This window comes from Streptomyces sp. NPDC019937 (assembly GCF_040631655.1).
Lineage (GTDB): Bacteria > Actinomycetota > Actinomycetes > Streptomycetales > Streptomycetaceae > Streptomyces.
In genome coordinates this window covers 65,027-90,222 of record NZ_JBEYAL010000036.1, presented here as the reverse complement: position 1 = coordinate 90,222, position 25,196 = coordinate 65,027, and the positions used below count along the sequence as shown (strand labels likewise).

The following is a 25,196-nucleotide window of genomic DNA, read 5'->3' as shown; positions in this document are numbered from 1 at the left end:
ACGAGCGCGGGGCCGCGAGGTGCCGCCCGCCGCGGCAGCGGCTGATGTCACAGCGGCGTCGGGAGCCCGGCATGATCCACACGACACCCCCTAGGGGACCGGCGGACCGGCGGGCGTGTCGACCGGCAGCACATCGGGGGACAGACTGGCGGCCCGCGCGGCGGCGGCCGTCATCCGGCGCCGGTGGTGGCGGCGGCACAGCACCTCGTAACCCACCTCGCTCTCCGGTCCGTTGACGTCGCCCACGACGACCTGGGCGCCCTCGACGACCATCTCGCCGCCGACCGTACGGGCGTTGTGCGTCGCCCGGGCGCCGCACCAGCACAACGCCTCGACCTGCAGCACCTCCACACGGTCCGCCAGTTCGACCAGGCGCTGGGAGCCGGGGAAGAGCTTGCTGCGGAAGTCGGTGGTGATGCCGAAGGCGAAGACGTCCAGGGCCAGGTCGTCGACGATCCGGGCGAGTTGGTCTATCTGCTGCGGGGTGAGGAACTGCGCCTCGTCCACGATGACGTAGTCGGCGCGGCCCCCGGCCGTCAGCACGCCGACCACATGGGCGTAGAAGTCCAGGTCCGCCACGGCCTCGACGGCCTCGGTGACCAGCCCGAGGCGCGAGGAGAGCTTGCCGTGGCCCGCCCGGTCGTCCCGGGCGTAGATCATCCCCTGGAGCCCGCGGGCCGAGCGGTTGTGCTCGATCTGCAGAGCCAGGGTGCTCTTTCCGCAGTCCATGGTTCCGGAGAAGAACACCAGCTCGGGCATGGGGGTGGTGGGGCCTTTCGTACGGGACGGGTGGCGGTGCGGGCTGCGGCGCGCGGGAGCGCGGTCGCTCAGGAGCGTACTTCGAGCAGCGGAACCAGCTGCTCCACCGGGGTCATCGAACCGTGCAGCCCGACCATCGCGGACTCCTTCGGCTCGGTCTCCGAGGCGACGATCGCGACATCGTCCCGGGCGGCGGCCACGATGTCGCCGATGCGCCGGTAGACCCGCTCGTCCACGCCGCCGGTGCCGCCGGGCGGCCCGAACCAGCCCGCCTCGATGGCCTCGTCGCGGCTGGCCACCCACATCCGCTCCCCCACCACCTCGCGCCATACGGCGAGCACATCACCGGCCGCGCCGGGCACCGCGTACAGATGGCGGGCGCGGCCCTCGCCGCCCAGCAGCGCGACGCCCGCCCGCAGCTCCCAGTCGGTGTCGAAGTCGAGCCGCGACTCCGGGTCGAAGGGGATGTCGATCATGCCGTGGTCGGCGGTGACGTAGAGCACGGCACGGGGCGGGAGTTGCTCGGCGAGCCGCTGGGCCAGCCCGTCGACGTAGCGAAGCTGGGCGCGCCACTCATCGGAGTCGACGCCGAAACGATGGCCCTTGCCATCCACTTCGCTGTAGTACGTGTAGACGAGCGAGCGGTCCGCGGCGCCCAGCTGCTCGGCCGCGAGGTCCATCCGCTCCTCGCCGGAGAGCCGGCCATGGAAGGTGCCGCCGCTCAGCGCGATCTTGGTGAGCGGGGTCTCCGCGAAGGTCGGCGCGGAGACCTGGCAGGTGTGCACGCCCGCGGCGTCGGCCAGCTGGAAGACCGTGGGATACGGCTGCCAGGCGTGCGGATCCGTCCAGGGCTGCCAGCGCAGCTGGTTCATCAGCCGGCCGGTGGCGGGGTCGGCCACCGTATAACCCGGCAGCCCGTGGGCGCCGGGCGGCAGGCCCGTGCCCACGGAGGCGAGCGAGGTCGCGGTGGTGGACGGGAAGCCCGCGGTGAGCGGGGCACCGGTGCCGCCGAGCGAGCCGGCCAGCAGCGAGGTCAGAAAGGGCGCCTCGGCGGGGTGGGCGCGCAGCAGCTCCCAGCCCAGGCCGTCGACGAGGAAGACGCACACCCGGTCGGCCGGGGCGAGCGCGAGCCCGGACGTCAGCCCGGGGACCTCCTGGCCGGCGGCGATCGCGGGCAGCAGATCGGCGAGCGAACCGGTGCCGTAGCGCGGCACCGGGGCGGTGCGGGGGTCGAGCGGGTCCGGCTCGGGCCAGACGGAGTCGGCGGCGGTGGTCGGGCCGGTGGCGGAGCCGGGCATCAGCGGCCGGCGTCCGGGGTGGCCGCGGTGGCCTCGGAGAGTGCCTGGGCGAAGGCGAGGGTCTGGCGGACGGTGTCGGGGCCGTCGCCCGCCTCGCTGACCCGCAGGCTCAGGTCGTCGGCGGTGGACGAGCCGGTGTAGCCGTGGTCGGCCTCGCAGTTGGGGTCGCCGCAGGCGGCGGGCTCCAGGTCGAGGCGGTTGACGGCGCCCCAGCCGATGGTCAGCACGACCTCGCGGGGCAGCGTGCCCGGGGTGTACGACTCGGGGTTGGCGACGACCCGGCTGAGCACGACCGACGAGATCCGCTGGAGCTTCACGGACTCGGTGGAGGTCGTCGCGTACGGCGAGGGGGAGGTGCCGTCGGCGGCCTGCTCGTCGGTGTGGCTGACGATGAAGCGGTTGCCGGTGAGGACGAGGACCGTGACATGACGGCGGACCTCGTTGGCGTCGAACGTGGTCTCCTGATGGACCAGGTACGACACGATCGGCTCGCCGCCCACGGCGGCCTCCACCGCCTCGGCCACGAGTGCCGGGTAATAGCCGCTGCGCTCGATCGCCGCGCGCAGCCCCTGGGTCGTCGTACCGGTCTTCGCCATGGACACCATCCTACGGGGCGGCGCCGACACCGGCTCCCATGCCCGCCCCGGCCCCGGGCCGTCAGTAGGCGGGCAGATGGCGGGGGCCGAGGTCGGTGCGCACCGGCGGCGGCGCCAGCCGTGCGGACGCGCCGAGCACGGAGAGGCCGCGCTGGGCGACGACCACCGGCTCCAGGTCGACGGCGACCACCTCGGGGTGGTCATCCACCAGGCGCGACACCCTCAGCAGCAGCTCTTCGAGGGCCGCGGTGTCCACCGGCTTGGAACCCCGCCAGCCGAAGAGGAGCGGCGCGGTCCGGATGGACCGGATCAGCTCGGCCGCGTCCCGGTCGGTGGCGGGGACGAGCCGGTGGGCGGTGTCGCCCAGCAGTTCGGACGGGGCGCCGGCGAGCCCGAAGGAGAGCACGGCTCCGGCGCCGGGGTCTATCGCGGCCCGTACGACGGTGTCGACGCCGCGCGGCGCCATCCGCTGCACGACCAGGCCCAGCTCCTCGGCGGGGCCGAGATGGGCGGTCAGTTCGGCGTACGCGCGGCGCAGTTCCGTCTCGCCACCGAGGGCGAGCCGCACCCCGCCCAGGTCGGTGCGGTGGCGCAGCTGCGGGGCGGTGGCCTTCAGTGCCACCGGGTAGCCGAGGCGCCCGGCGGCCCGTACGGCGCTGTCGGGGTCGGGCGCGGGCAGCGCGGGCAGCACGCTGACGCCGTAGCGGGCCAGCAGGCGCTGGGTGTCGGCGGCGGACAGCTCGATACCGGTCACGCCGGGCCCGTCCGGCCCGGGGGCGTCGGGCGGCGGGGTCTCCTGGTGCGGGGCTCCCCGGGGCGGGGCCAGCAGCACCTCGATGTCGGCGGCGGCCCCGGCCTCGTCGATGTCGTCGTACTCCGGCACCCGGCCGGGTTCCGCGGACTCCCGCCGCCAGCGCGCGTACCGTACGGCCTCGGCGAGCGCCCGCACCACGCGTTCGGCGGCCGGATAGGCCGGGATGCGGCGGGTCCCGTCCGGTGGTTCGGCGCCGGGCGCCGGGGCCGGGTCGCCGGCGCCCGCGAGGGCCTCGGCGAGGCCGGGGATCTCCAGGTGGACCACCGCGACCGGCTTGGCCGCGCCGCGCCCGGGCGCCCCGGTCGCGGCCGTGCGGATGGCCGCGGCCAGGTCCGCGGCGTGGGCGTCGCCGACCCAGGGGATGGCGGTGACGACGACGGCGTCGCACGCGTCGTCGTCCAGCGCCCCGGTCAGGGCGCGGTGGAAGTCCTCGGGGGAGGCGGCCGTGGTCAGGTCGCGCGGCGGCAGCGGGCGCAGCCCTTCGGTGAGGCAGGCGTCGTAGGTGAGCAGGCCGAGGGATTCGGAGTTGCCGAGGATGGCGACGCGCGGCCCGTCCGGGAGCGGCTGGGAGGCGAGCAGGACCCCGGCGTCGGTGAGCTGGGTGACGGTGTCCACGCGCAGGACGCCCGCCTGTCGCAGCAAATCGGAGACGGTGGCGTCGGGGATGCGGGTGGTGGGGACGGCGTGGCCGGTGGGGGCGCTTCCGCTGTGCCGGGCGCCCTTGACGACCACGACGGGCTTGACGGCGGCGGTGCGCCGGGCGAGCCGGGTGAACTTGCGGGGGTTGCCGATGGATTCGAGGTACATGAGGGCCACATCGGTCTGCGGGTCCTCGTGCCAGTACTGGAGGAGGTCGTTGCCGGAGACGTCGGCGCGGTTCCCGGTGGAGACAAACGTAGACAAACCTGCCAAACCTGCGAGACCTGCCAGATCTGCCGGACCCGCGAGATCCGCGAGCCCCGCCGTGCCCTCGGGGCCGGTGGGCCGGGTGGGTCCGGCGCCGCGCCGGTGCAGTCCGGACAGCAGGGCGATGCCGATCGCGCCGGACTGGGTGAACAGCCCGATGCGTCCGGGGAGGGGCAGCCGGGGCGAGAGGGAGGCGTTGAGCCGCACGCCCTCGGCGGTGTTGATGATGCCGAAGGCGTTGGGGCCGATGACCCGCATGCCGTAGGTGCGGGCCTGGCGGACCAGGTCGCGCTGGCGGACGCGGCCCTCGGGACCGCTCTCGGCGTACCCGGCGGAGAGGACGACGAGCCCCTGGACGCCGTGTTCGCCGCAGTCGGCGACGACGGCGGGCACCTGCGCGGCGGGAACGGCGACGACGGCCAGGTCGACCGGTCCGTCGACCTCGCGCAGGGAGCGGTGGGCCGGGACGCCGTCGGGCTCCAGGCGCGTCCAGTCCTCGGGGAAGGCGTGGTTGACGGCGTGGACCCGGCCGGTGAAGCCGCCGTCGAGGAGGTTGCGCAGTACGGTGCGGCCGACGCCGCCGGGGGCCCGGCCGGTTCCGATGACGGCGACGGAGCCGGGGGTGAGCAGCCGCTGCACGGAGCGGGCCTCGGCACGCTGTTCACGGGCGCGCATGACGGCCAGGGAGGCCTCGGTGGGTTCGAGGTCGAATTCGAGGCGGACGACGCCGTCGTCGAAGCTGCGCTTCTGGGTGTAGCCCGCATCCGTGAACACCTTGATCATCTTGGTGTTGGCGGGCAGCACCTCGGCGGCGAAGCGCCGGATGCCGCGCTCACGGGCGACGGCGCCGATGTGTTCGAGGAGCGCGGAGGCCACGCCGCGGCCCTGGTGGGCGTCCTGGACCAGGAAGGCGACCTCGGCCTCGTCGGCGGGGGCGCCCGCCGGGGACGCCGCGGAGAGGTGGGCGGGCAGGCCGTCCTCGTCGATGCGGTCGTAGCGGACGGTGGCGATGAACTCGCCCCCGACGGTCGCAGCGAGGCCGACCCGGTCGACGTAGTCGTGGTGGGTGAAGCGGTGGACGTCGCGGTCGGAGAGCCGGGGGTAGGGCGCGAAGAAGCGGTAGTACTTCGACTCGTCCGAGACGTGTTCGTAGAAGCTGACCAGGCGCTGCGCGTCATCGGGGGTGATGGGGCGGATCTGCGCGGTGCCGCCGTCCCTGAGCACCACGTCGGCCTCCCAGTGGGTGGGATACGCGTGATGGTCCGACGGGCTCGGCATGGGGACAGGGTACGGGCTCGGGTGCGGGACGGAGAGGTCCGCATGACGGACACCCTTGCGTGAACGGGGGGTGTCGAGGGAAAGTCCGTATCGGACCTGTTCGGACATGACCGGACCCACTCGGGCCCGACCCGGGCGAGACCGGACACCGTATGATCTGGTCTAGACAACAGCACCCGCAGATCTGAAGGGCATCACCATGGCTGAGCGCCGCGTCAACATCGGCTGGGCCGAGGGCCTGCACGCCCGCCCGGCGTCGATCTTCGTCCGTGCGGCGACCGCCGCCGGCGTCCCCATCACGATCGCCAAGGCGGGCGGCGCCCCGGTCAACGCCGCTTCCATGCTCGCCGTGCTCGGCCTGGGCGCTCAAGGTGGCGACGAGGTCGTGCTCGCCTCCGAGGCCGAGGACGCGGAGGCCGCGCTCGACCGTCTGGCGAAGCTGGTGGCCGAGGGTCTCGAGGAGCTTCCGGAGACCGTCTGATTCCGCCCGAATCACATTTCGGCGCGGCGGGGCCGCGGTGAACCATTTCGGATCACCGCGGCCCCGTTGTTTTTCTGCGCCGGGAATTCCGCTCAGTCTTATACCGGGCGGCTGTTAATTCCGGCCGCCCACCGTGTTTACGGAATGTTTCGAAGTTCTCACCGGGGATTCCTTTCGCACTCGGTATTCGGACAGCGAGCGCTCGGTGTGCGCGGCGGCCAGCGCCCGCGCCCGGTCGGCGTCGCCGCGCGCGACCGCGTCCACGATCGCCCCGTGCTCGGCCCAGGACTCCACGGCGCGCACCGAGAGGTCCACGGCCCCGGCCGCCCCCGGCCCGGCCTGCACACGGGCCGGATCCACCGCGTACACCCACGCCGTCTTGCGCCGCAGCTGCACCAGCAGGCCCGTCATGCTCGGACTGCCGGACGCCTGGGCGAGCGTCTCGTGGAACCAGTCGCCCAGCGCGCGCAGCTCGCCCAGCCGGCCGTGCCGCGCCCGCTCCTGACCGAGCCGCACCAGACCGCGCAGCACCTTCACGTGCGCCTCGGTGCGGCGCTGGGCGGCCCTGGCGGCGCCCAGCGGCTCCAGCAGGGCCCGGATGTCCAGGAGGTCGGCCGCCTCCTTCTCGGACGGCTGCGCGACGCACGCGCCCGCATGCCGCCGGGTGGTGACGAAGCCCTCGGACTCCAGGGTGCGCAGCGCCTCGCGGACGGGCACCCGGGAGACCCCGTAGCGCCGGGCGAGCAGTTCCTCGGCCAGCCGGGCGCCGGGCGGATAGGTACCGGAGATGATGTCGTCACGGATCGCCGCGCACACCGCGTGTGCCGAAATCCGGCGACCGCCCTGGACGGCGGCCGTATCCCCGTTCACTTCCGGTCCCGCATTGTCGAACCTCCGCCTCAACCGCCGCGAAACGCATCCCATTGACGCGCATTCAGCGACTCTATTCGAAGCCGCCGGGATTTCCGATGGGCAAAGTCAATTCGGGGTTATTTTTTGGTCACCGCGACGGTCACGGCGGCGGTCACGGTGCCGGTCACGGCGGCGACGGCATGCCGAAGGCCCCGCCCGGGGCGGACGGGGCCTTTCGACAGAGCGGCGGTGCGTCAGAGATTGACGCCGTGCGAGCGCAGGTACGACAGCGGGTCCATGTCCGAGCCGTACTCCGCGGTGGTGCGGGCCTCGAAGTGCAGGTGCGGGCCGGTGACGTTGCCGGTGGCGCCGGACAGGCCGATCTGCTGGCCGGGGGTGACCTTCTGGCCGACCGAGACGCCGATCGACGAGAGGTGGCCGTACTGGGTGTAGGTGCCGTCGTTCATCTTGATGACGACGTTGTTGCCGTACGAGCCGCCCCAACCCGCCTCGACGATCTCACCGGAGCCCACCGAGTGCACCGAGGTGCCGGTGGAGGCGTGGAAGTCGATCCCGGTGTGGCTGCCGGAGGACCACAGGCCGCTGGACGCCTCGTAGCCGGTGGAGACGTAGGAGCCACTGATGGGCGACACGAACGTGTTGAGGCGCTTGCGCTCTTCCTCACGCGCGGCGCGCTCCTTGGCCTGGCGCTCCGCCTTGGCCTTCTTCGCGGCGGCCTCGGCCTTCCGCGCGGCCTCCTGGCGGGCCACGGCCTCGGCCTTCGCCTTGGCGGCGGCGGTCTCGGCGGCGTCCCGCTGGGACTGGGCCTGCGCGTCGATCTGGTCGGAGAGACCGTCGCCCATCACCATCGCCTGACGGAGACCGGTGTCCTGGGGAGACGGCGTCTCGCCGGTCGCGGCGAGGGCGGGGCCGGCGATGCCGGCGACGACGCCCGAGGCGACCGTGGTGATGCCCGCGATGTTGGCGCCGGTGCGGACGGCGGCTTGGCGGGGACGTCGGTGCTTCCCGGCGGCACGGGTGAACGCCATGTGGTGGCGCACTCCTTTCCTTCCCTCTCGCCTACCGGGTTAGCTGACGGGTTCGGAGCAGGAAGGTCTCCTACGGGCCCCTCCCCCGGCCGGGGAAGGCGTCCGATTCACCCCAGGGACGTTTGGGTCCCCGGCTCCCCTGGCACTCGCACCATGGGACTCGGCGATGGCTGTCCGTGCCGCGGGTGCGGCGGGTATCCGGCGAACAGCCGCACTGACGCTAAACGGGCCGCGTTTCGATCACCAAACGGTTACGGGTTTTTGTTGTTCTCGCCACAAACCAAACACCCCACGAATCGGGCATATGGGAGGACCCCGGCGCCTTGTGCGACGCCAGGGTCCTTGTGCCGATGGTGCGTTGCGCCGGACCCGGGGACATATCGGGCCGGCCGGGCCGGGGTTCAGCCGGTGATGACGCGCACCTCTCCGATGCCGAGCGCCTTGACCGGCTCCTCGATCTTCGAGGCGTCGCCGACGAGCACCGTCACCAGCCGGTCGGCCGGGAAGGCGCTCACGACCGCCGCGGTCGCCTCCACGGTCCCCGCCTCGGCGAGCCGGGCGTACAGCTGCGCCTGGAAGTCGTCCGGCAGGTGCTGCTCGACCTGGTCGGCGAGCGTGCCCGCGACGGCGGCCGCCGTCTCGTACTTGAGCGGCGCGACGCCGACGAGGTTCTGCACGGCGACATCGCGCTCGGCGTCCGTCAGCCCCTCCTCCTTCAGCGTCCGCAGCACCTTCCACAGGTCCTCCAGCGCCGGGCCGGTGACCTCGGTGGCCACCGAACCGCTGATCGCCAGCAGCGAGGCACCCGCCGAGCCGCCGCCGGCCGGCGAGGGCGGCGTCGAGCGCAGCACCTGGCCGAAGGCGCGCACTCCGTAGGTGTAGCCCTTCTCCTCGCGCAGCACCCGGTCCAGACGGGAGGTGAGGGTGCCGCCCAGGCAGTAGGTGCCCAGCACCTGCGCGGGCCAGACGCGGTCGTGCCGGTCGGCGCCGACGCGCCCGATGAGCAGCTGGGTCTGGACCGCGCCGGGCCGGTCGACGATCACCACACGGCCGGTGTCGTCGGCGATGACCGGCGGGACCGACCGCTGCGGGGCGGGGCCGCCGGTCCAGGCGCCCAGGGTGTCGGTGAGCGCCCGGTCGAGGTCGACCCCGGCCAGGTCGCCGACGATGACCGCGGTCGCGGTGGACGGGCGGACGTGCGCCTCGTAGAAGGCCCGCACCGCCGCGGCGTCGATGCCCTCGATGGTCTCCTCGGTGCCCTGGCGCGGCCGGGACATCCGCGACTCGGCCGGGAACAGCTCCTTGGCCAGGGCCATGGAGGCGCGGCGGGCCGGGTTGGCCAGCTCGTGCGGGATCTCGTCCAGCCGGTTGCGCACCAGCCGCTCGACCTCGCCGTCGGGGAAGGCGGGGGCGCGCAGGGCGTCGGCGAGCAGCCCGAGCGCCTTGGGCAGCCGGGAGACCGGCACCTCCAGGGAGACCCGGACGCCGGGGTGGTCCGCGTGGGCGTCCAGGGTGGCGCCGCAGCGCTCCAGCTCGGCGGCGAACTCCTCGGCGGTGTGCTTGTCGGTGCCCTCGGACAGGGCGCGCGCCATGATCGTGGCGACGCCCTCCAGACCGGCCGGCTCGGTGTCCAGCGGGGCGTCCAGATTGATCTCCACCGCGACGACCTGCTGGCCGGGGCGGTGGCAGCGCAGCACGGTGAGCCCGTTGGACAGCTCGGCGCGCTCCGGCGCCGGGAACGCCCACGGCCTGGGGGCGCCGCCCTGCGGCTGCGGGTGGAAGGTCATGGTGGCGGTGACGGCGTCGCTCACTGGGCCGCCTCCCCTTCTGCGTCGGTGTCGGCGGCTTCGGCGGCGTCTGCGTCCTCGGCGCCCTGGACGGGCTCGTAGACCAGCACGGCGCGGTTGTCGGGGCGCAGCCGCGCCGCGGCCACGGCCCGCACCTCCTCGGCGGTGATGTCCAGCACCCGGTGCACGGCGGTCAGGGCCAGCTGCGGGTCGCCGAACAGCACGGCGAACCGGCACAGCTCGTCGGCGCGGCCGCCGACGGTGGCCAGCCGGTCCAGCCACTCGCGCTCGATCTGCGCCTGGGCGCGCTCCATCTCCTGCGGCGTCGGGCCCTCCTCGGCGAAGCGGGCCAGCTCCTCGTCGACGGCGGCCTCGATGCCGGGCACCTCGACCCCGCCGGAGGTCTTCACATCCAGCCAGCCCAGCGACGGCGCGCCGGACAGCCGCAGCATGCCGAACCCGGCGGCGACGGCCGTGCGGTCGCGGCGCACCAGGCGGTTGTGCAGCCGGGAGGACTCGCCGCCACCGAGGACGGTCAGCGCCAGATCGGCGGCGTCGGCCTCCCGGGTGCCGTCGTGCGGCAGCCGGTAGGCGGCCATCAGGGCGCGGGCCGGGACCTCCTCCTCCACGACCTCGCGCAGCTGCCCGCCGATGACGTCGGGAAGCGTGCCGTCGCGGGGCGGCCGCTTGCCCTCGTGGGAGGGGATGGTGCCGAAGTACTTCTCGATCCAGGCGAGCGTCTGCTCGGGGTCGATGTCGCCGACGACGGACAGCACCGCGTTGTTCGGCGCGTAGTACGTGCGGAAGAACTCCCGGGCGTCCTCCAGGGAGGCGGCGTCCAGGTCGGCCATCGAGCCGATCGGGGTGTGGTGGTACGGGTGGCCCTCGGGGTAGGCCATGGCGACGAGCTTCTCGAAGGCCGTGCCGTACGGCACGTTGTCGTACCGCTGGCGGCGCTCGTTCTTGACGACGTCCCGCTGGTTCTCCAGGCTCTCCTCGTCCAGCGCGGTCAGGAGGGACCCCATCCGGTCCGCCTCCAGCCACAGCGCCAGCTCGATCTGATGGGCGGGCATCGTCTCGAAGTAGTTGGTGCGCTCGAAGCTGGTCGTGCCGTTGAGCGAGCCGCCGGCCCCCTGGACCAGCTCGAAGTGGCCGTTCCCCGTCACCTGGGCCGAGCCCTGGAACATCAGGTGCTCGAAGAGGTGGGCGAGGCCGGTACGCCCCTTGACTTCATGGCGTGAGCCGACGTCGTACCAGAGGCAGAGCGCGGCGACCGGGGTCAGGTGATCCTCGGAGAGCACCACCCGCAGGCCGTTGGCCAGACGGTGCTCGGTCGCTTTCAGGCCGCCGGAGCCGGCCTGTTGCGTGGCCGTGTGACCCATGGGCATGTACGTCCCTTCGATCGCGTGATGGAGCGCGTGCGAACCGCGTGATGAGCGCTTCTGTCACTGTATGCAACCGCACGGACATCTGGCGAAGTTCCCGTCACGCAAAGGTCGGGCCAAGGTCGCGCCCATGCTGCTCGCGGGGCGGCGGTACGGGGCGCGGAGGGGCCGCGCGGGGCCGCTCACGGGGTCGCTTCGGGACGGCCCGTTCCACAGTTGTCGGTGGACGGGGCCACAATGGTCCGCGTCAGATCCCGCTCTGCCGTTGAAGGAGCCGCAAGCGCGATGGCCCGCCGCAGCACGAAGAGTCCGCCGCCGGACGACTTCGAGGAGCGCATCCTCGACATCGACGTCGTCGACGAGATGCAGGGCTCCTACCTCGAGTACGCCTACTCGGTCATCTATTCGCGCGCGCTGCCCGACGCCCGCGACGGGCTCAAGCCCGTGCACCGCCGCATCCTCTACCAGATGAACGAGATGGGGCTGCGCCCCGAGCGCGGCTTCGTGAAGTGCGCCCGCGTCGTCGGCGAGGTGATGGGTAAGCTCCACCCGCACGGTGACGCGTCGATCTACGACGCGCTGGTGCGCATGGCGCAGCCGTTCTCGATGCGCCTGCCGATGGTCGACGGCCACGGCAACTTCGGCTCGCTGGGCAATGACGACCCGCCCGCCGCGATGCGGTACACCGAGTGCCGGATGGCCTCGGCGACCTCGCTGATGACCGAGTCCATCGACGAGGACACGGTCGACTTCTCGCCGAACTACGACGGCAGCGAGCAGGAGCCCGTCACCCTCCCCGCCGCCTATCCGAACCTCCTGGTCAACGGCACGTCCGGGATCGCGGTCGGCATGGCGACCAACATGCCGCCGCACAACCTGGGCGAAGTGGTCGCCGCCGCCCGCCATCTGATCAAGCACCCGGCCGCGGACCTCGACACGCTGATGCGGCATGTGCCGGGACCCGACCTGCCGACCGGCGGCCAGATCGTCGGGCTCGGCGGCGTCCGGGACGCCTACGAGACGGGGCGCGGCACCTTCAAGATCCGCGCCACGGTGGCCGTGGAGGACGTGACGGCCCGCCGCAAGGGCCTGGTCGTCACCGAACTGCCCTTCACCGTCGGCCCCGAGAAGGTCATCTCCAAGATCAAGGACCTGGTCGGCGCGAAGAAGCTCCAGGGCATCGCGGACGTCAAGGACCTCACCGACCGTGCGCACGGCCTGCGCCTGGTGATCGAGATCAAGAACGGCTTCAACCCGGAGGCCGTGCTGGAGCAGCTCTACAAGCTCACGCCGATGGAGGAGTCCTTCGGCATCAACAACGTGGCGCTGGTGGACGGCCAGCCGCTCACGCTGGGCCTCAAGGAGCTGCTGGAGGTCTACCTCGACCACCGCTTCGACGTGGTGCGGCGGCGCAGCGAGTTCCGGCGCAAGAAGCGGCGCGACCGGCTGCACCTGGTCGAGGGGCTGCTGGTGGCCCTGCTCGACATCGACGAGGTCATCCGCCTCATCCGGTCCAGCGAGAACTCGGCGCAGGCCAAGGAAACGCTGATGACCCGCTTCGAGCTGTCCGAGGTCCAGACGCAGTACATCCTGGACACTCCGCTGCGCCGGCTGACCAAGTTCGACCGGATCGAGCTGGAGTCGGAGCGTGACAGGCTCAACGCGGAGATCGAGGAGCTGACCCGGATCCTCGACTCGGACGCCGAGCTGCGCAAGCTGGTCTCCGCCGAACTGGCCACGGTGGGCAAGAAGTTCGGCACCCCGCGGCGTACGGTGCTGCTGGAGTCCGCCGACTCGCCGGTGACCGCGGTGCCGCTGGAGGTCGCGGACGACCCGTGCCGGGTGCTGCTGTCCTCCACCGGGCTGCTGGCCCGTACGGCGAACGGGGAGCCGTTCGCGGGCGAGGGGCAGGCCAAGCGCAGCAAGCACGACGTGATCGTCTCGGCGGTCCCGGCCACGGCCCGCGCGGAAGTCGGCGCGGTCACCTCGACCGGGCGGCTGCTGCGGCTCCAGGTGATCGACCTCCCACAGCTCCCGGAGTCCGCCGCGACCCCCAATCTGGCGGGCGGGGCGCCGATCGCCGAATTCCTGTCGCTGGAGGACGGCGAGGAGCTGATCTGCCTCACCACCCTGGACGAGTCCTCGCCGGGGCTCGCGATCGGCACGGAGCAGGGCGTCGTCAAGCGCGTGGTCCCGGACTATCCGGCCCACAAGGACGAGCTGGAGGTCATCGGCCTCAAGGAGGGCGACCGGATCGTGGGCGCGGTCGAGCTGCGCACCGGCGAGGAGGATCTGGTCTTCATCACGGACAACGCGCATCTGCTGCGCTATCCGGCCGGCCAGGTGCGGCCACAGGGGCGCGCCGCGGGCGGCATGGCGGGCATCAAGCTCGCCTCCGACGCGAAGGTGATCTCGTTCACGGCGGTCGACCCGGCGGCCGACGCGGTGGTGTTCACCGTCTCCGGTGCGCACGGCACGCTCGACGACTCGGCACAGCAGACGGCCAAGCTCACCCCCTTCGACCAGTACCCGCGCAAGGGGCGGGCCACGGGCGGGGTGCGCTGTCAGCGGTTCCTCAAGGGCGAGGACTGTCTGGTGCTGGCCTGGGCGGGCGCGGCCCCGGCCCGCGCGGCGTCGTCCAGTGGCTCCCCGGTGCCGCTGCCCGAGCCCGATCCGCGCCGGGACGGCTCCGGAGTGCCGCTCGCCAAGCCGGTGGCGGTGGTCGCCGGGCCGGTGTAGGCACGCCGGGCCGGTGCGGGTGCGGCGGAATGAGACGTTCAGGGGCGCGGCACCCATCCGGTGCCGCGCCCCCGCGCATGTATCGGGCGGGGACCGGCGCTCAGTGCCCGGCTCCGTTGCGCCGGGCCCGCAGCCGACGGAGCGCGATCCGGGCGCCGGGGTGACCGCGGTCGGCCGCCTTCCGGAAGTGCCGCTCCGCCTCGGCCGGATCGCCGAGATCCAGGTGCAGGGTGCCGAGCACCACCAGCGCGGTGAGGTCCCCGGCGGCGACCGCCTTGCCGAGCCAGTGCAGGGCCTCGGGGTACGCGCCGCGGTTGCCCAGCCCGATCCCGTAGACCGTCATGCCCTCCCGGTCACCGGCGAGCGCCGCCTGCCGGGCGAGCGCCTCGGGGATCGGCCGTCCCTCGGCGTACGCCGCCCGCACCCTCGCCCGCAAGCCCGGATCCAGCCGCCGCGCCCCGCGCTTCCCACGGCGCCCGCGCCAGCGCGCCCACAGCCCGCGCATCAGAACCCCCCTCCGCCCCCGGAGCGCCATTCTCCCGCCGTTCCCGCCCCCGCGGAACAGGGTGTGCCCCGGGGGACCGGACCGTTCCGCTCCCTCCTGATCCCCCCCGCCCGTGCGCGAAGTTGATCGACAGAGGTTAGGCTTACCTTCGTGAGCACGTGCACGACCGCTTCCCGGGATCTGTCCGAGCCGCTTGCCGGGACGGCGGCCACCGCCCCCACCTGGCTGCTCGTCGAACAGCCGGGCCCCTGGGGCGCCGACGCCCTCACGGCCAGTCGTCTGGACCCGGCCGTGGGGCGCGCTCTGGAGCGCGCCGCCGAGGGCACCGGCGTACGGGTCGCGCTGATCCGGCGGCCCGGCCGCCACGCCGATCTGCCCGCGGGCAGCCGCCACCGGGTGTTCGTGGCGCACACCCGCCCCGGCCGCTCCTGGATCCGCACCACCGCCCTCGCCGACCCGGGGCGGCTGCTCGGGCTGGACTTCGCCGCGCTGGGCGCGGGCGACGCGGGCGGGCTGGCCGGTGCCGCCGACGACTTCCCCGGGGAGTGGGAGGCGTACACCGGCGATCCCCTGGTGCTGGTGTGCACCAACGGCAAGCGCGACCGCTGCTGCGCGCTGCTCGGCCGCCCGCTGGCCGCCGAGCTGACCGCGGCCGGGGTGGAGGGCACCTGGGAGATCACCCACATCGGCGGCCACCGCTTCTCGCCGACGCTCGTCGTCCTGCCGCACGGCTACGCCTACGGCCGGGTCACCGCCCAGGACGTCAAGGACACTCTCGCGGCGCTGGGTGAGAACCGGGTGGTCACCGAGGGCTGCCGCGGCCGCTCCGCCTGGGAGCGGCCCGGGCAGTCGGCCGAGCTGGCGGTCCGCGAGCTGACCGGTGAGGACGGGGCCGACGCACTGACCGTGGTGCGGACCGAGAGCGCCGCCCCCGCCTGGTCGGTGACCGTGGCGCACACCGACGGCCGGGTGTGGCGGGTGAGCGTGGCGCAGGTGGCCGCCGCCCCGCCGCGGCCGCAGAGCTGCGGTTCGCCGCTGGGCTCCCCGGCCCGCATGGACGTCGTCGGCGTCCGGGCGGTGCGGCCCGCGCGCGATGGACGGACGGTCACCGCCGGCAGGCGCTGAGCGACCGCCCGCCAGGGGCCCCTGCCGCCGGGGGTCCTGGCGGCGTCCCCGCGCCCCGGCCTTCGTTACCCTTCGTTGCCATGAGCGCCGCGATACCGCCGGGGCCGCCCTCCCCGGCCACCAGGTGGCGCATCGGCTGGCCCCGACGCGTCTTCTCCCAGGTGCTGCTGATGCAGCTGGCCATCGCCACGGGCGTCACCGTGCTCGCGACCGGCCTGTTCCTGCGTCCGCTCGGCTCCCAGCTCGACGACCAGGCCATGCGCCGCGCGCTGGCCATCGCACAGACCACGGCCTCCGAACCGCGGCTGGTCACGGCGCTGCAGCACACGCGTCCCTCGCGGGGCGGCCCGGTCCAGGCCGCGGCGGAGCGCATCCGCCGGTCGACCGGCGCCGAATACGTCGTGATCATGGACCGGCGCGGGGTCCGCTGGTCGCACACCTCCCCGGACGAGATCGGCAAGCACGTCTCCACCAGCCCCGACGAAGCGCTCGCGGGCCATGAGGTCATGCAGATCGACGACGGCACGCTCGGCCGCTCGGCCCGCGGCAAGGTGCCGCTGCGCGACAAGAACGGCCGCATCGTGGGCGCGGTGTCGGTCGGCATCGCGTACGAGACCGTGCGCGGCCGGCTGCTCGGCGCGCTGCCCGGGATGCTCGCGTACGCGGGCGGCGCGCTCGCCGTCGGCGCCCTGGCGGCCTATCTGGTCTCCCGCAGGCTCCAGCGGCGCACCCACGACCTCGCCTTCTCCGACATCTCCGCGCTGCTCGCCGAGCGCGAGGCCATGCTGCACGGCATCCGCGAGGGGGTGGTCGCGCTCGACGGGCACGGCCGCATCCGGCTGATGAACGACGAGGCGCAGCGGCTGCTGGACCTGCGCGCCGAGGACACCGGACAGCCGCTGGAAGCGGTGCTGCCGCCCGGCCGTACGACCGATGTGCTCGCCGGGCGGGTCACCGGTGCCGATCTGCTGACCGTCAGCGGCGGCCGGGTGCTGGTCGCCAACCGGATGCCCACGGACGACGGCGGCGCGGTGGCCACCCTGCGCGACCGCACCGAGCTGGAGCGGCTCGGCCGCGAACTCGACGGCACCCGCGGGCTGATCGACGCGCTGCGCGCCCAGGACCATGAGCACGCCAATCGGATGCACACCCTCCTCGGCCTGCTCGAACTCGAACTCCACGAGGAGGCGGTGGAGTTCATCACCGAGGCGGTCGGCGTGCACCGCGCCACCGCCGAGCAGGTCACCGAGCGCGTACACGATCCGCTGCTGGCCGCCCTGCTGGTCGGCAAGGCCACGGTCGCCACGGAGCGCGGGGTGTCCCTGCGCATCGCCGAGGGCACCCTGCTGCCGGACCGGCTGGTGGATCCGCCGGGGCTGGTGACGATCGTCGGCAACCTGATCGACAACGCGCTGGACGCGGCGGTCGGTTCGGCCGGGCCGCGGGTCGAGGTGGAGCTGTGCGCGGACGACCGTACGGTGCTGCTGCGGGTCTCGGACACCGGGCCCGGCGTCCCCGCCGACCGGCGCGATCTGGTCTTCACCGAGGGCTGGTCCACCAAGAAGCCGCCCGCGCACGGACAGCGCGGCATCGGGCTGGCGCTGGTGCGCCGCCTCGCCGAGCGCCAGGGCGGCAGCGCGCGGGTGGCCGACCGCGACGGCGGCGGCGCCGAGTTCACCGTCGTCCTCCCCGAGGCGCTGGCCGAGGAACCGGCCCGGGCGCCGCTGACCGCGACAGGAGAGCCGCGATGACATCGGACACCGGCCCGGGCGGCCTCATCGAGGTACTGGTCGTGGACGACGACGCGCGGGTCGCCCGCGTCAACGCGGCGTATGTCGGGAAGGTGCCGGGGTTCCGCGTCGCCGGGCAGGCGCACATGGCCGCCGACGCGCTGGCCTTCCTGGAGCGCGGCCACGCCGATCTCGTCCTGCTCGACCACTACCTGCCGGACGAGACCGGGCTCGCGCTGGTGGGGCGGCTGCGGCAGCTCGGCCACCACACCGACATCATCATGGTGACCGCCGCCCGCGACATCGGCACCGTCCAGGCCGCGATGCGCCACGGCGCGCTGCAGTACCTGGTCAAGCCGTTCACCTTCGCCGGGCTGCGCGCCAAGCTGGAGGGCTACGCGGCGCTGCGCCGCGCCCTGGCGAGCGGCGGCGAGGCCGGGCAGGACCAGGTGGACCGGATCTTCGGCGCCGTGGGCGGCGCCTCGGCCGGACCCGCCGAGCTGCCCAAGGGCCACTCGGCGCTCACCGCCGACCTCGTACGGGAGGTGCTGCGCGGCTCCGACGGCCCGCTGTCGGCCCAGGAGGTCGCCGATCGCGCGTCGCTCAGCCGACAGACCGCCCAGCGCTATCTGAAGCTCCTGGAACGCACGGGCCGGGTACGGCTCAGCCTCAAGTACGGCGAGACCGGCCGCCCGGAACACCGCTACGACTGGGTCTGACGACCGCGGTTCAGGCCGCTCCCGCCCCGGTGAGGGCCCGCACCTCCGTCTCCGCGTGCCGGGCCGCGTGCCCCGGTGAGTCGGCGGCCTCACCGGAGAGGACGGTGCCGAGCCAGCCGGCGAGGAAGCCGAGGGGCACCGAGACCAGCCCGGGGTTCTGCAGCGGGAAGAGGTGGAAGTCCACCCCGGAGAAGATCGCGTCGGGCCCGCCGGAGACCACCGGGGACAGCACCACCAGCACCACCGCCGGGACCAGCCCGCCGTAGACCGACCACACCGCTCCGCGCGTGGTGAACCGCCGCCAGAACAGCGAGTACAGCAGCACCGGGAGGTTCGCGGACGCGGCGGCCGCGAAGGCGAGCCCCACCAGGAAGGCCACGTTGAGGTCGTCGGCGAGCAGCCCCAGGCCGATCGCCGCCGCCCCGATCCCGACCGCCGCGACCCGCGCGACCGCGACCTCGCTGCGCGGCGTGCGCTCCTTGTCACGGCTCAGCGAGGCGTACAGGTCGTGGGCGACGGAGGCCGAGGAGGCGAGGGTGATCCCGGCGACGACGGCGAGGATGGTGGCGAACGCGACGGCGGCGACGATCGCGAACAGCACCGTCCCGCCCGTCGACCCGGCGCCCCCGCCGAGGTCGAGCGCGAGCAGCGGCACGGCCGTGTTGCCCGCCGCGTTGGAGCCGCGTACGGCGTCGCTGCCGAGCACGGCCGCGGCGCCGAAGCCCAGCACGATCGTCATCAGGTAGAAGCCGCCGATCAGCCCGATCGACCAGATGACGGACCGGCGGGCGGCCGGGGCCGTCGGCACCGTGTAGAAGCGCGAGAGGATGTGCGGCAGCCCGGCGGTGCCCAGGACGAGGGCGACGCCCAGGCTCACGAAGTCCAGCCGGGCGGTCCAGCCGTCGCCGTACGCGAGGCCCGGGGCGAGGAAGTCGCTGCCCCGCCCGCTGTGCCGGGCCGCGGTGCTCAGCAGGGTGTCGATGTCGCCGTGGAAGCGGACCAGGACGAGCACGGTGAGCGCCACCGCGCCGCCCATCAGCAGGACGGCCTTCACGATCTGGATCCAGGTCGTGGCCCGCATCCCGCCCAGCGCGACGAAGACCACCATCAGGGTGCCGACGCCGATGACCGTCCAGGCCCGGGCCCGGGACCCCGTCTCGTCCAGCAGCAGGGCGACCAGGCTGCCCGCGCCGACCATCTGGGCGACGAGGTAGAGCACGCAGACGGTGACCGAGGAGACGCCCGCGGCGATCCGCACCGGGCGCTCGCTCATCCGCGCGGCCAGTACGTCGGCGAGGGTGAACCGGCCGCAGTTGCGGACGAGTTCGGCGACCAGCAGCAGCACCACCAGCCAGGCCACCAGGAAGCCGACGCAGTAGAGCACCCCGTCGTAGCCGAAGAGCGCGATGAGGCCGGAGATGCCGAGGAAGGAGGCGGCCGACATGTAGTCGCCCGCGATGGCGAAGCCGTTCTCCATGGGGGAGAACAGCCGCCCGCCCGCGTAGAACTCCTCCGGGGAGCCCTGGCGCCGGCGGCTCGCCCACGTGGTGATCGCGAGGGTGGCGGCCACGAAGACGCCGAAGAGCAGCAGCGCGAGGCTCTGCTGATTGCCGGTCACCGCCCGTGCCCCCGCATCATCTCCTGCGTCACCCAGCGCAGCTCCAGCGCGACCCGGTCCCGGCGCAGCCGGGCATGGCGGGCGTACGCCCAGGTCAGCAGGAAGGTCGTGGCGAACTGGGCGAGGCCCGCGAGCATCGCGACATTGAGCGCGCCCACCACCGGGCGGGCCATCATGCCGGGCACGGTGGTCGCCGCGACCACGTACGCGAGGTACCAGAGCAGAAAGGCGGCGACCGCGGGGAAGACGAAGCGGCGGTAGCGCCTGCGCACCTCCTGGAAGGCGGCGCTGCCGTGCACCTCCGTGTACACCTCCTCGGCGGCGGGCGGGCGCGCGCGCCGGGGCGGGCCGGCCGTCTCGTCCGGCCCGTCCCAGCCGGAGGCGAGTGCGTCGTACCAGGGATCGTCCAGCCGGGCCGCCCCGGCATCGCGCGCGTCGTGCATGTCCACCCGAAAGCTCCTTGTTCACTGCCGCGTTGGCGTGCCCAAGGATGGACAGAGGGAGAAGATCCCGGATACTCCAATACCGGACGTTCACCCCATCAGGTGACTCAGGTGATGAACAACCCGGAATCGGTGTCGGGCGGAGCGGCGATGCCGTGGTGGTAGGCGTAGCGCACGGCCTGGGCCCGGTCGCGGACCGCGGTCTTGGCGAACAGGTTGTTGATGTGCGTCTTCACCGTGGCGGGCGCGATCCGCAGCCGGCGGGCGATCTCCGGGTTGGACAGCCCCTCGGCGACCAGCGCCAGAACCTCCGCCTCACGCGGCGTGAGCCCGTCCGGCAGCGGCCCGGCCGGATCCGCCCCCGCCGGCTCCGGTGGCTCCGCCAACCGCTCCAGCAGCCGCCGCTGCACCTGGGGCGACAGCCCGGCGTCCCCCGACATCACGCCCTCCACGGCCCGGACGATCTCGTCGGCTCCGGCGTCCTTGGTCAGATAGCCGCGGGCCCCGGCCCGCAGCGCCGGGAAGAGCGAGTCGTCGTCGGCGTAGGTGGTGAGCACCACGACCTGGGTGCCCGGATACTCCTCGCACACCCGGCGCGTCGCCTCCACCCCGTCGCAGCGGGGCATCCGCAGATCCATCAGCACGACGTCCGGGGACAGCTCGGCGACCAGCCGCAGCGCCTCCTCGCCGTCGCCCGCCGAACCGACGACCTCGATACCGGGCAGCAGCCCCAGCAGCATCACGATGCCCTCGCGCACCACCGTCTGATCGTCGGCCACCACCACCCGCGCCGTCACAGCGGCACCCGCAGTCGCACCACGAAACCCTCCCCGTCCGGTCCGGCCTCCAGCGTGCCGCCGAGGAGTTCGGCGCGCTCGCGCATTCCGAGCAGACCGTACCCGGCGCCGCTCGCCGTCAGACCGGCGGCGGCCGGTGCCCTACGGGCGCCGCTGTCGCGGACCTCCAGCGCGACCCCACGCTCCTCGTAGCTCAGCCGCAGCTCCACCCGGGCCCCCGGCGCGTGCTTGCGGACGTTCGTCAGCGCCTCCTGCGCGACCCGGCGGAGCGTGAGCCCCGCCTCCGCGGTCAGCGTCCGCGGCTCGCCCACCCGCGCGAAGCGGGCGCCCTCGGCCGCGGCCGACTCCCGCAGGAAGTCCTCGACCGGGGCCATCTCGCCGCGCAGCGCGGACAGCGCCTGCCGGGTCTCGGCGAGCCCGTCGCGGGCCATCCCCCGGGCGGCGACCACCCGGTCCAGCACCTTCGCGGAGTCCTCGCCGCGCTCGATCAGCAGCCGCGCCGCCTCCAGGTGGACCAGCTGCGCGGACAGGCTGTGCGCCAGCACGTCGTGGATCTCCCGGGCGATCCGGGACCGCTCGGCCAGCGCCGCCGACTCGGCCTCCGCCCGCCGGGCCGCCCGCTCCTGTTCGAGCAGCAGGTAGGCGGTGCCGCGGGCCTCCTCGTCCAGCCGGAGCGCATAGCCGCCGAGCAGCACGCCGCCGACCGTGACCGCGTCGGTGAGCGGGGAGTCGCCCCTGGCGAGCACATACGCCCCCGAGGCCACGGCCGCGCATACCAGCGCGATCACCAGCGGCAGCCGTTCCATGGCGAGGACGGCGCTCACGACCCACACCGTGGCGGCCGGGGTCCGCGCCCCGGCGGCGTGCAGCGCGGCGCCCGCGCCGACCAGCACGGCGAGCAGCGCCAGGGCGGGGGCGAGCCGGTGGTCCACGGTGACGCGGCGCAGCGCGTACAGCAGGGCCGCGCATCCGGCGAGGGCCGCGATCAGCGCGACCCGCCGCATCCCCGGGAAGGCGTCGTCCCGGACGACGCCCGCCAGCAGCCAGCCGGTCCCGCCCACCCATATGCCGCCGTTGATCAGCAGCCGGATCCGCGGCACGCCCTGGCGCGTGAGCGCCTGCCGCGAGGGCCACTGCGTCCATCTGGTCATCGGCCGAGTGTGCCCTGCGCACCGGCCCGGCCGGGCACCGGCTCCTGCCCCCGCGCCCCCTCCTGCCCCCGTGCCCGCATCATGACGACGGCGCCGCGCAGCAGCAGGGACGCGGCGAGGGACAGCATGAGCGGACCACTGCCCCGCGGTACGCCCGCCAGCGCGCCCACCCCGGCCAGCACCAACCGGCACACCAAGGCGCCCGCCCACACCATCGCCGTGGCCTTCGCGCCCCGGGTCCACACCGCTCCGGAGGCGTCCGTCCACACCCGGCTGGTCCACCCCCACCCGGCACCGGTCACCACCCCGACGAGGACCTCCGCCACCAGCAGCGCCGCCGCGGCCACCCGGTGATCGTGGTCGATCAGCCCGGGTTCGCGCAGCGCGAGCGCGCCGAGCACCACCGGCACCACCCACCAGCGCCGCGCGTCCTCGGTCACCCTCTGCGGCCGGAACTGCCGTACGAGCACGATGACGACGACCGCGGCGATGAGCACGGCATGGGCGAGTCCCGGCATGACAAGAGCCTCCGTGGAGCGGGAACGACAACGCTCCCGACGCTACGGACGGGCCCGGCCATGGGGATCGGAGCCAGGGCTGATCCCGGGTGGAAACCGTCTCTCCACCCGGGGGTGGAGAGACGGACGCCTCAGACGTCGATGCGCGACCGGTCCAGGGTCGCCGCCGAGTTGGTGATGAACTCCTTGCGCGGCGCGACCTCGTTGCCCATCAGCAGGTGGAAGGCCTGCTCGGCGGCCTCCAGGTCGCTGATGTTGATGCGCCGCAGCGTGCGGTGACGCGGGTCCATCGTGGTCTCCGCGAGCTGGTCGGCGTCCATCTCGCCGAGACCCTTGTAGCGCTGGATGCCGTCCTTGTAGCGGACGCCACGGCGCTCCAGGTCCAGCAGCGTCTCCCGCAGCTCGTTGTCGGAGTAGGTGTAGATGTACTTCTCCTGGCCCCGCTTGGGGTTGACCAGCTCCACCCGGTGCAGCGGCGGTACGGCGGAGAAGACCCGCCCCTGCTCCACCATCGGCCGCATGTAGCGCTGGAAGAGGGTGAGCAGCAGACAGCGGATGTGGGCGCCGTCGACATCGGCGTCGGCAAGGAAGATCACCTTGCCGTAGCGGGCCTGGTCGATGTCGAACGTACGGCCCGAACCGGCCCCTATGACCTGGATGATCGACCCGCATTCGGCGTTCTTCAGCATGTCCGAGACGGACGACTTCTGCACGTTGAGGATCTTGCCGCGGATCGGCAGCAGGGCCTGGAACTCGGAGTTCCGGGCGAGCTTGGCGGTACCGAGCGCCGAGTCGCCCTCGACGATGAACAGTTCGCTGCGGTCCACGTCGTCGCTGCGGCAGTCGGCCAGCTTCGCGGGGAGCGAGGAGGACTCCAGCGCGGTCTTGCGGCGCTGTGCCTCCTTGTGCTGGCGGGCCGCGATCCGCGTACGGGCCGCGGCGACGATCTTCTCCAGCACCGCGCGGGCCTGCTGCTTGGCGTCCCGCTTGGCGGACGTCAGGAACGCCTTCAGCTCCTTGGCGACCACGTTGGCCACGATGCGGGAGGCGGCCGAGGTGCCCAGCACCTCCTTGGTCTGGCCCTCGAACTGCGGCTCGGCGAGCCGCACGGTGACGACCGCGGTCAGGCCCTCCATGACGTCGTCCTTGACGACGTCATCCTCGGCGACGCGCAGCAGCTTGGCGGAGCGCAGCACCTCGTTGACGGTCTTGGTGACCGAACGCTCGAAGCCCGAGACGTGCGTGCCGCCCTTGGGGGTGGCGATGATGTTCACGAAGGACTTGGTGGTGGCGTCGTAGCCGGTGCCCCAGCGCAGCGCGATGTCGACGCCCAGCTCCCGGGTGACCTCGGTCGGCGTCATGTGGCCGCGCTCGTCGAGGACCGGCACGGTCTCCTTGAAGGTGCCCTGGCCGGACAGGCGCAGCACATCGCAGACGGCCTTGTCCTGGGCGAGGTACTCGCAGAACTCGCTGATGCCGCCGTCGTAGCGGAAGGTCTCCTCGACGGGCCCCTCCCGGCCCTCCAGGGACCGCTCGTCCCGGACGACCAGCGTCAGGCCGGGCACCAGGAAGGCGGTCTGGCGGGCGCGGGCGTGCAGGGTCTCCAGGGAGAGCTTGGCGTCCTTGAGGAAGATCTGCCGGTCCGACCAGTAGCGGACGCGGGTGCCGGTGCGGGTCTTGGGGACCCGCTTCCCCTTGAGGAGACCGCCGGAGGGGTCGAAGGGGGCGTCCGGTCCGGACTCGGTGAAGATGCCGGGAACGCCGCGCCGGAAGCTGATCGAATGGGTCTTGCCGTCCCGGTCCACCTCGACGTCGAGACGGCTGGAGAGCGCGTTCACCACGGAGGCGCCGACGCCGTGCAGACCGCCGGAGGCCGCGTACGAGCCACCGCCGAACTTGCCGCCGGCGTGCAGCTTGGTCATCACGACCTCGATGCCGGACAGCCCGGTCTTGGGCTCGACGTCGACCGGGATGCCCCGGCCGTTGTCCCGGACCTCCACGGAACCGTCGTCGTGCAGATGCACCTCGATGCGGTCACAATAGCCACCCAGGGCCTCGTCCACCGAGTTGTCGATGATCTCCCACAGGCAGTGCATGAGACCGCGGCTGTCGGTCGATCCGATGTACATACCGGGCCGCTTGCGCACTGCCTCGAGCCCCTCGAGGACGAGAAGGTGCCGCGCGGTGTAGTTGGAGCCGCCCCGGTCTGCTCCGGTCAGCAGCGCAGTGGACGGCACGGACGTGTCGGCGGTCACGCGGTTCGCTCCTCGCTGAATTTCTGTTGGCCCAACTCTGGGCACGATGGTGGCACGGGTCGCCCAACAGAGCGTACCGAGGCCTGATAGAGCCTTCGTGCCGCCACCCGTGAAACGTCCATCCTAGTCCAGACACCCCCGATTTCGCTCGTACGTTCGATAGCCCGTTTGGCGTGAAGCACACATCACGTTCCCTTGGAGGCATGAACCATTTAGGCTCCGGGCACGTCCTCATGAACAACCGGCAACCCGGCCGGGAGGACAAAACCCGACAAGCGACGTGAATCCGTAAACCAACGCAATACGGCTCATTCGCCGCCAACCGTCACCATCCGGCCCACTCAGAAGCAATTTTTGAGAAAAAGCCACGAGCGGGAACGATATCGGGCTG

20 protein-coding genes and 1 riboswitch are annotated in these 25,196 nt (G+C 73.1%); of the genes, 5 read left to right on the top strand and 15 right to left on the bottom strand.

Annotated features, from left to right (window positions below; all coding sequences use genetic code 11):
• Window positions 1-90 precede the first annotated feature (90 nt).
• The 4 genes from ABZ562_RS30865 to ABZ562_RS30850 form a co-directional block, all read right to left on the bottom strand.
• On the bottom strand, window positions 91-759 hold the full coding sequence (locus ABZ562_RS30865; RefSeq protein ID WP_361485810.1) for a thymidine kinase: 669 nt from the start codon (window positions 757-759) through the stop codon (window positions 91-93).
• Window positions 760-827: 68 nt separating this feature from the next.
• On the bottom strand, window positions 828-2,057 hold the full coding sequence (locus ABZ562_RS30860) for a nucleotide pyrophosphatase/phosphodiesterase family protein (RefSeq protein WP_361485809.1): 1,230 nt from the start codon (window positions 2,055-2,057) through the stop codon (window positions 828-830).
• On the bottom strand, window positions 2,057-2,653 hold the full coding sequence (locus tag ABZ562_RS30855) for a DUF5998 family protein (protein WP_055549785.1): 597 nt from the start codon (window positions 2,651-2,653) through the stop codon (window positions 2,057-2,059). The genes ABZ562_RS30860 and ABZ562_RS30855 overlap by 1 nt, the downstream gene beginning before the upstream one ends.
• Before the next feature lie 61 nt (window positions 2,654-2,714).
• Window positions 2,715-5,651, bottom strand: a complete 2,937-nt coding sequence (locus tag ABZ562_RS30850; RefSeq protein WP_361485807.1) for a GNAT family N-acetyltransferase — start codon at window positions 5,649-5,651, stop codon at window positions 2,715-2,717.
• 199 nt (window positions 5,652-5,850) lie between these two features.
• On the opposite strand from ABZ562_RS30850, the gene ABZ562_RS30845 reads away from it, so the two are divergent.
• Entirely contained in the window at window positions 5,851-6,132 is a 282-nt protein-coding gene (locus ABZ562_RS30845) for an HPr family phosphocarrier protein (protein WP_361485805.1), read from the top strand.
• Window positions 6,133-6,246: 114 nt separating this feature from the next.
• Here ABZ562_RS30845 and ABZ562_RS30840 read toward each other — a convergent pair whose 3' ends face one another.
• The 4 genes from ABZ562_RS30840 to ABZ562_RS30825 all read right to left on the bottom strand — a co-directional run bounded on the left by ABZ562_RS30840 (window position 6,247) and on the right by ABZ562_RS30825 (window position 11,208).
• Window positions 6,247-7,002 (bottom strand): GntR family transcriptional regulator, encoded by a 756-nt coding sequence (locus ABZ562_RS30840; RefSeq protein ID WP_361485803.1) that lies wholly within the window; start codon window positions 7,000-7,002, stop codon window positions 6,247-6,249.
• A 236-nt stretch (window positions 7,003-7,238) separates the two neighbouring features.
• Window positions 7,239-8,033: a M23 family metallopeptidase gene (locus ABZ562_RS30835; RefSeq protein WP_361485801.1), complete on the bottom strand. Its 795-nt coding sequence runs from the start codon at window positions 8,031-8,033 to the stop codon at window positions 7,239-7,241.
• 13 nt (window positions 8,034-8,046) lie between these two features.
• Window positions 8,047-8,209: riboswitch (cyclic di-AMP (ydaO/yuaA leader) on the bottom strand.
• A gap of 225 nt (window positions 8,210-8,434) precedes the next feature.
• The gene (locus tag ABZ562_RS30830; protein WP_361485799.1) at window positions 8,435-9,844 is read right to left on the bottom strand and encodes a pitrilysin family protein; all 1,410 of its coding nucleotides are present in this window, start codon (window positions 9,842-9,844) and stop codon (window positions 8,435-8,437) included.
• Window positions 9,841-11,208, bottom strand: a complete 1,368-nt coding sequence (locus ABZ562_RS30825) for a pitrilysin family protein (RefSeq protein ID WP_361485797.1) — start codon at window positions 11,206-11,208, stop codon at window positions 9,841-9,843. Before ABZ562_RS30825 ends, ABZ562_RS30830 begins: the two co-directional genes overlap by 4 nt.
• 282 nt (window positions 11,209-11,490) lie before the next feature.
• On the opposite strand from ABZ562_RS30825, the gene ABZ562_RS30820 reads away from it, so the two are divergent.
• The gene (locus ABZ562_RS30820; RefSeq protein WP_361485795.1) at window positions 11,491-13,944 is read left to right on the top strand and encodes a DNA topoisomerase IV subunit A; all 2,454 of its coding nucleotides are present in this window, start codon (window positions 11,491-11,493) and stop codon (window positions 13,942-13,944) included.
• A gap of 100 nt (window positions 13,945-14,044) precedes the next feature.
• Here the strand turns inward: ABZ562_RS30820 and ABZ562_RS30815 are convergent, their stop codons facing one another.
• Complete coding sequence (locus ABZ562_RS30815) at window positions 14,045-14,449, bottom strand: tetratricopeptide repeat protein (protein WP_361485793.1); 405 nt, start codon at window positions 14,447-14,449, stop codon at window positions 14,045-14,047.
• A gap of 150 nt (window positions 14,450-14,599) precedes the next feature.
• On the opposite strand from ABZ562_RS30815, the gene ABZ562_RS30810 reads away from it, so the two are divergent.
• The 3 genes from ABZ562_RS30810 (at window position 14,600) to ABZ562_RS30800 (ending at window position 18,023) form a co-directional block, all read left to right on the top strand.
• Window positions 14,600-15,574: a sucrase ferredoxin gene (locus ABZ562_RS30810; RefSeq protein ID WP_361485791.1), complete on the top strand. Its 975-nt coding sequence runs from the start codon at window positions 14,600-14,602 to the stop codon at window positions 15,572-15,574.
• Between the two features lie 80 nt (window positions 15,575-15,654).
• Window positions 15,655-17,325 carry a sensor histidine kinase gene (locus ABZ562_RS30805; protein WP_361485789.1) on the top strand — a complete coding sequence of 557 codons (1,671 nt, stop codon included), beginning with the start codon at window positions 15,655-15,657 and terminating at the stop codon, window positions 17,323-17,325.
• On the top strand, window positions 17,322-18,023 hold the full coding sequence (locus tag ABZ562_RS30800; RefSeq protein WP_361485787.1) for a response regulator: 702 nt from the start codon (window positions 17,322-17,324) through the stop codon (window positions 18,021-18,023). The genes ABZ562_RS30805 and ABZ562_RS30800 overlap by 4 nt, the downstream gene beginning before the upstream one ends.
• Window positions 18,024-18,033: 10 nt before the next feature.
• Here ABZ562_RS30800 and ABZ562_RS30795 read toward each other — a convergent pair whose 3' ends face one another.
• The 6 genes from ABZ562_RS30795 to ABZ562_RS30770 form a co-directional block, all read right to left on the bottom strand.
• Window positions 18,034-19,641: a cation acetate symporter gene (locus tag ABZ562_RS30795; RefSeq protein WP_361485785.1), complete on the bottom strand. Its 1,608-nt coding sequence runs from the start codon at window positions 19,639-19,641 to the stop codon at window positions 18,034-18,036.
• Window positions 19,638-20,090, bottom strand: a complete 453-nt coding sequence (locus ABZ562_RS30790) for a DUF485 domain-containing protein (protein WP_361485783.1) — start codon at window positions 20,088-20,090, stop codon at window positions 19,638-19,640. Before ABZ562_RS30790 ends, ABZ562_RS30795 begins: the two co-directional genes overlap by 4 nt.
• A 101-nt stretch (window positions 20,091-20,191) precedes the next feature.
• On the bottom strand, window positions 20,192-20,881 hold the full coding sequence (locus ABZ562_RS30785; RefSeq protein ID WP_361485781.1) for a response regulator transcription factor: 690 nt from the start codon (window positions 20,879-20,881) through the stop codon (window positions 20,192-20,194).
• Complete coding sequence (locus tag ABZ562_RS30780; protein WP_361485779.1) at window positions 20,878-22,032, bottom strand: histidine kinase; 1,155 nt, start codon at window positions 22,030-22,032, stop codon at window positions 20,878-20,880. The genes ABZ562_RS30785 and ABZ562_RS30780 overlap by 4 nt, the downstream gene beginning before the upstream one ends.
• Window positions 22,029-22,550: a DUF1453 domain-containing protein gene (locus tag ABZ562_RS30775; protein WP_361485777.1), complete on the bottom strand. Its 522-nt coding sequence runs from the start codon at window positions 22,548-22,550 to the stop codon at window positions 22,029-22,031. Before ABZ562_RS30775 ends, ABZ562_RS30780 begins: the two co-directional genes overlap by 4 nt.
• A 131-nt stretch (window positions 22,551-22,681) precedes the next feature.
• Window positions 22,682-24,805: a DNA topoisomerase IV subunit B gene (locus tag ABZ562_RS30770; protein ID WP_361485775.1), complete on the bottom strand. Its 2,124-nt coding sequence runs from the start codon at window positions 24,803-24,805 to the stop codon at window positions 22,682-22,684.
• Window positions 24,806-25,196 lie beyond the last annotated feature (391 nt).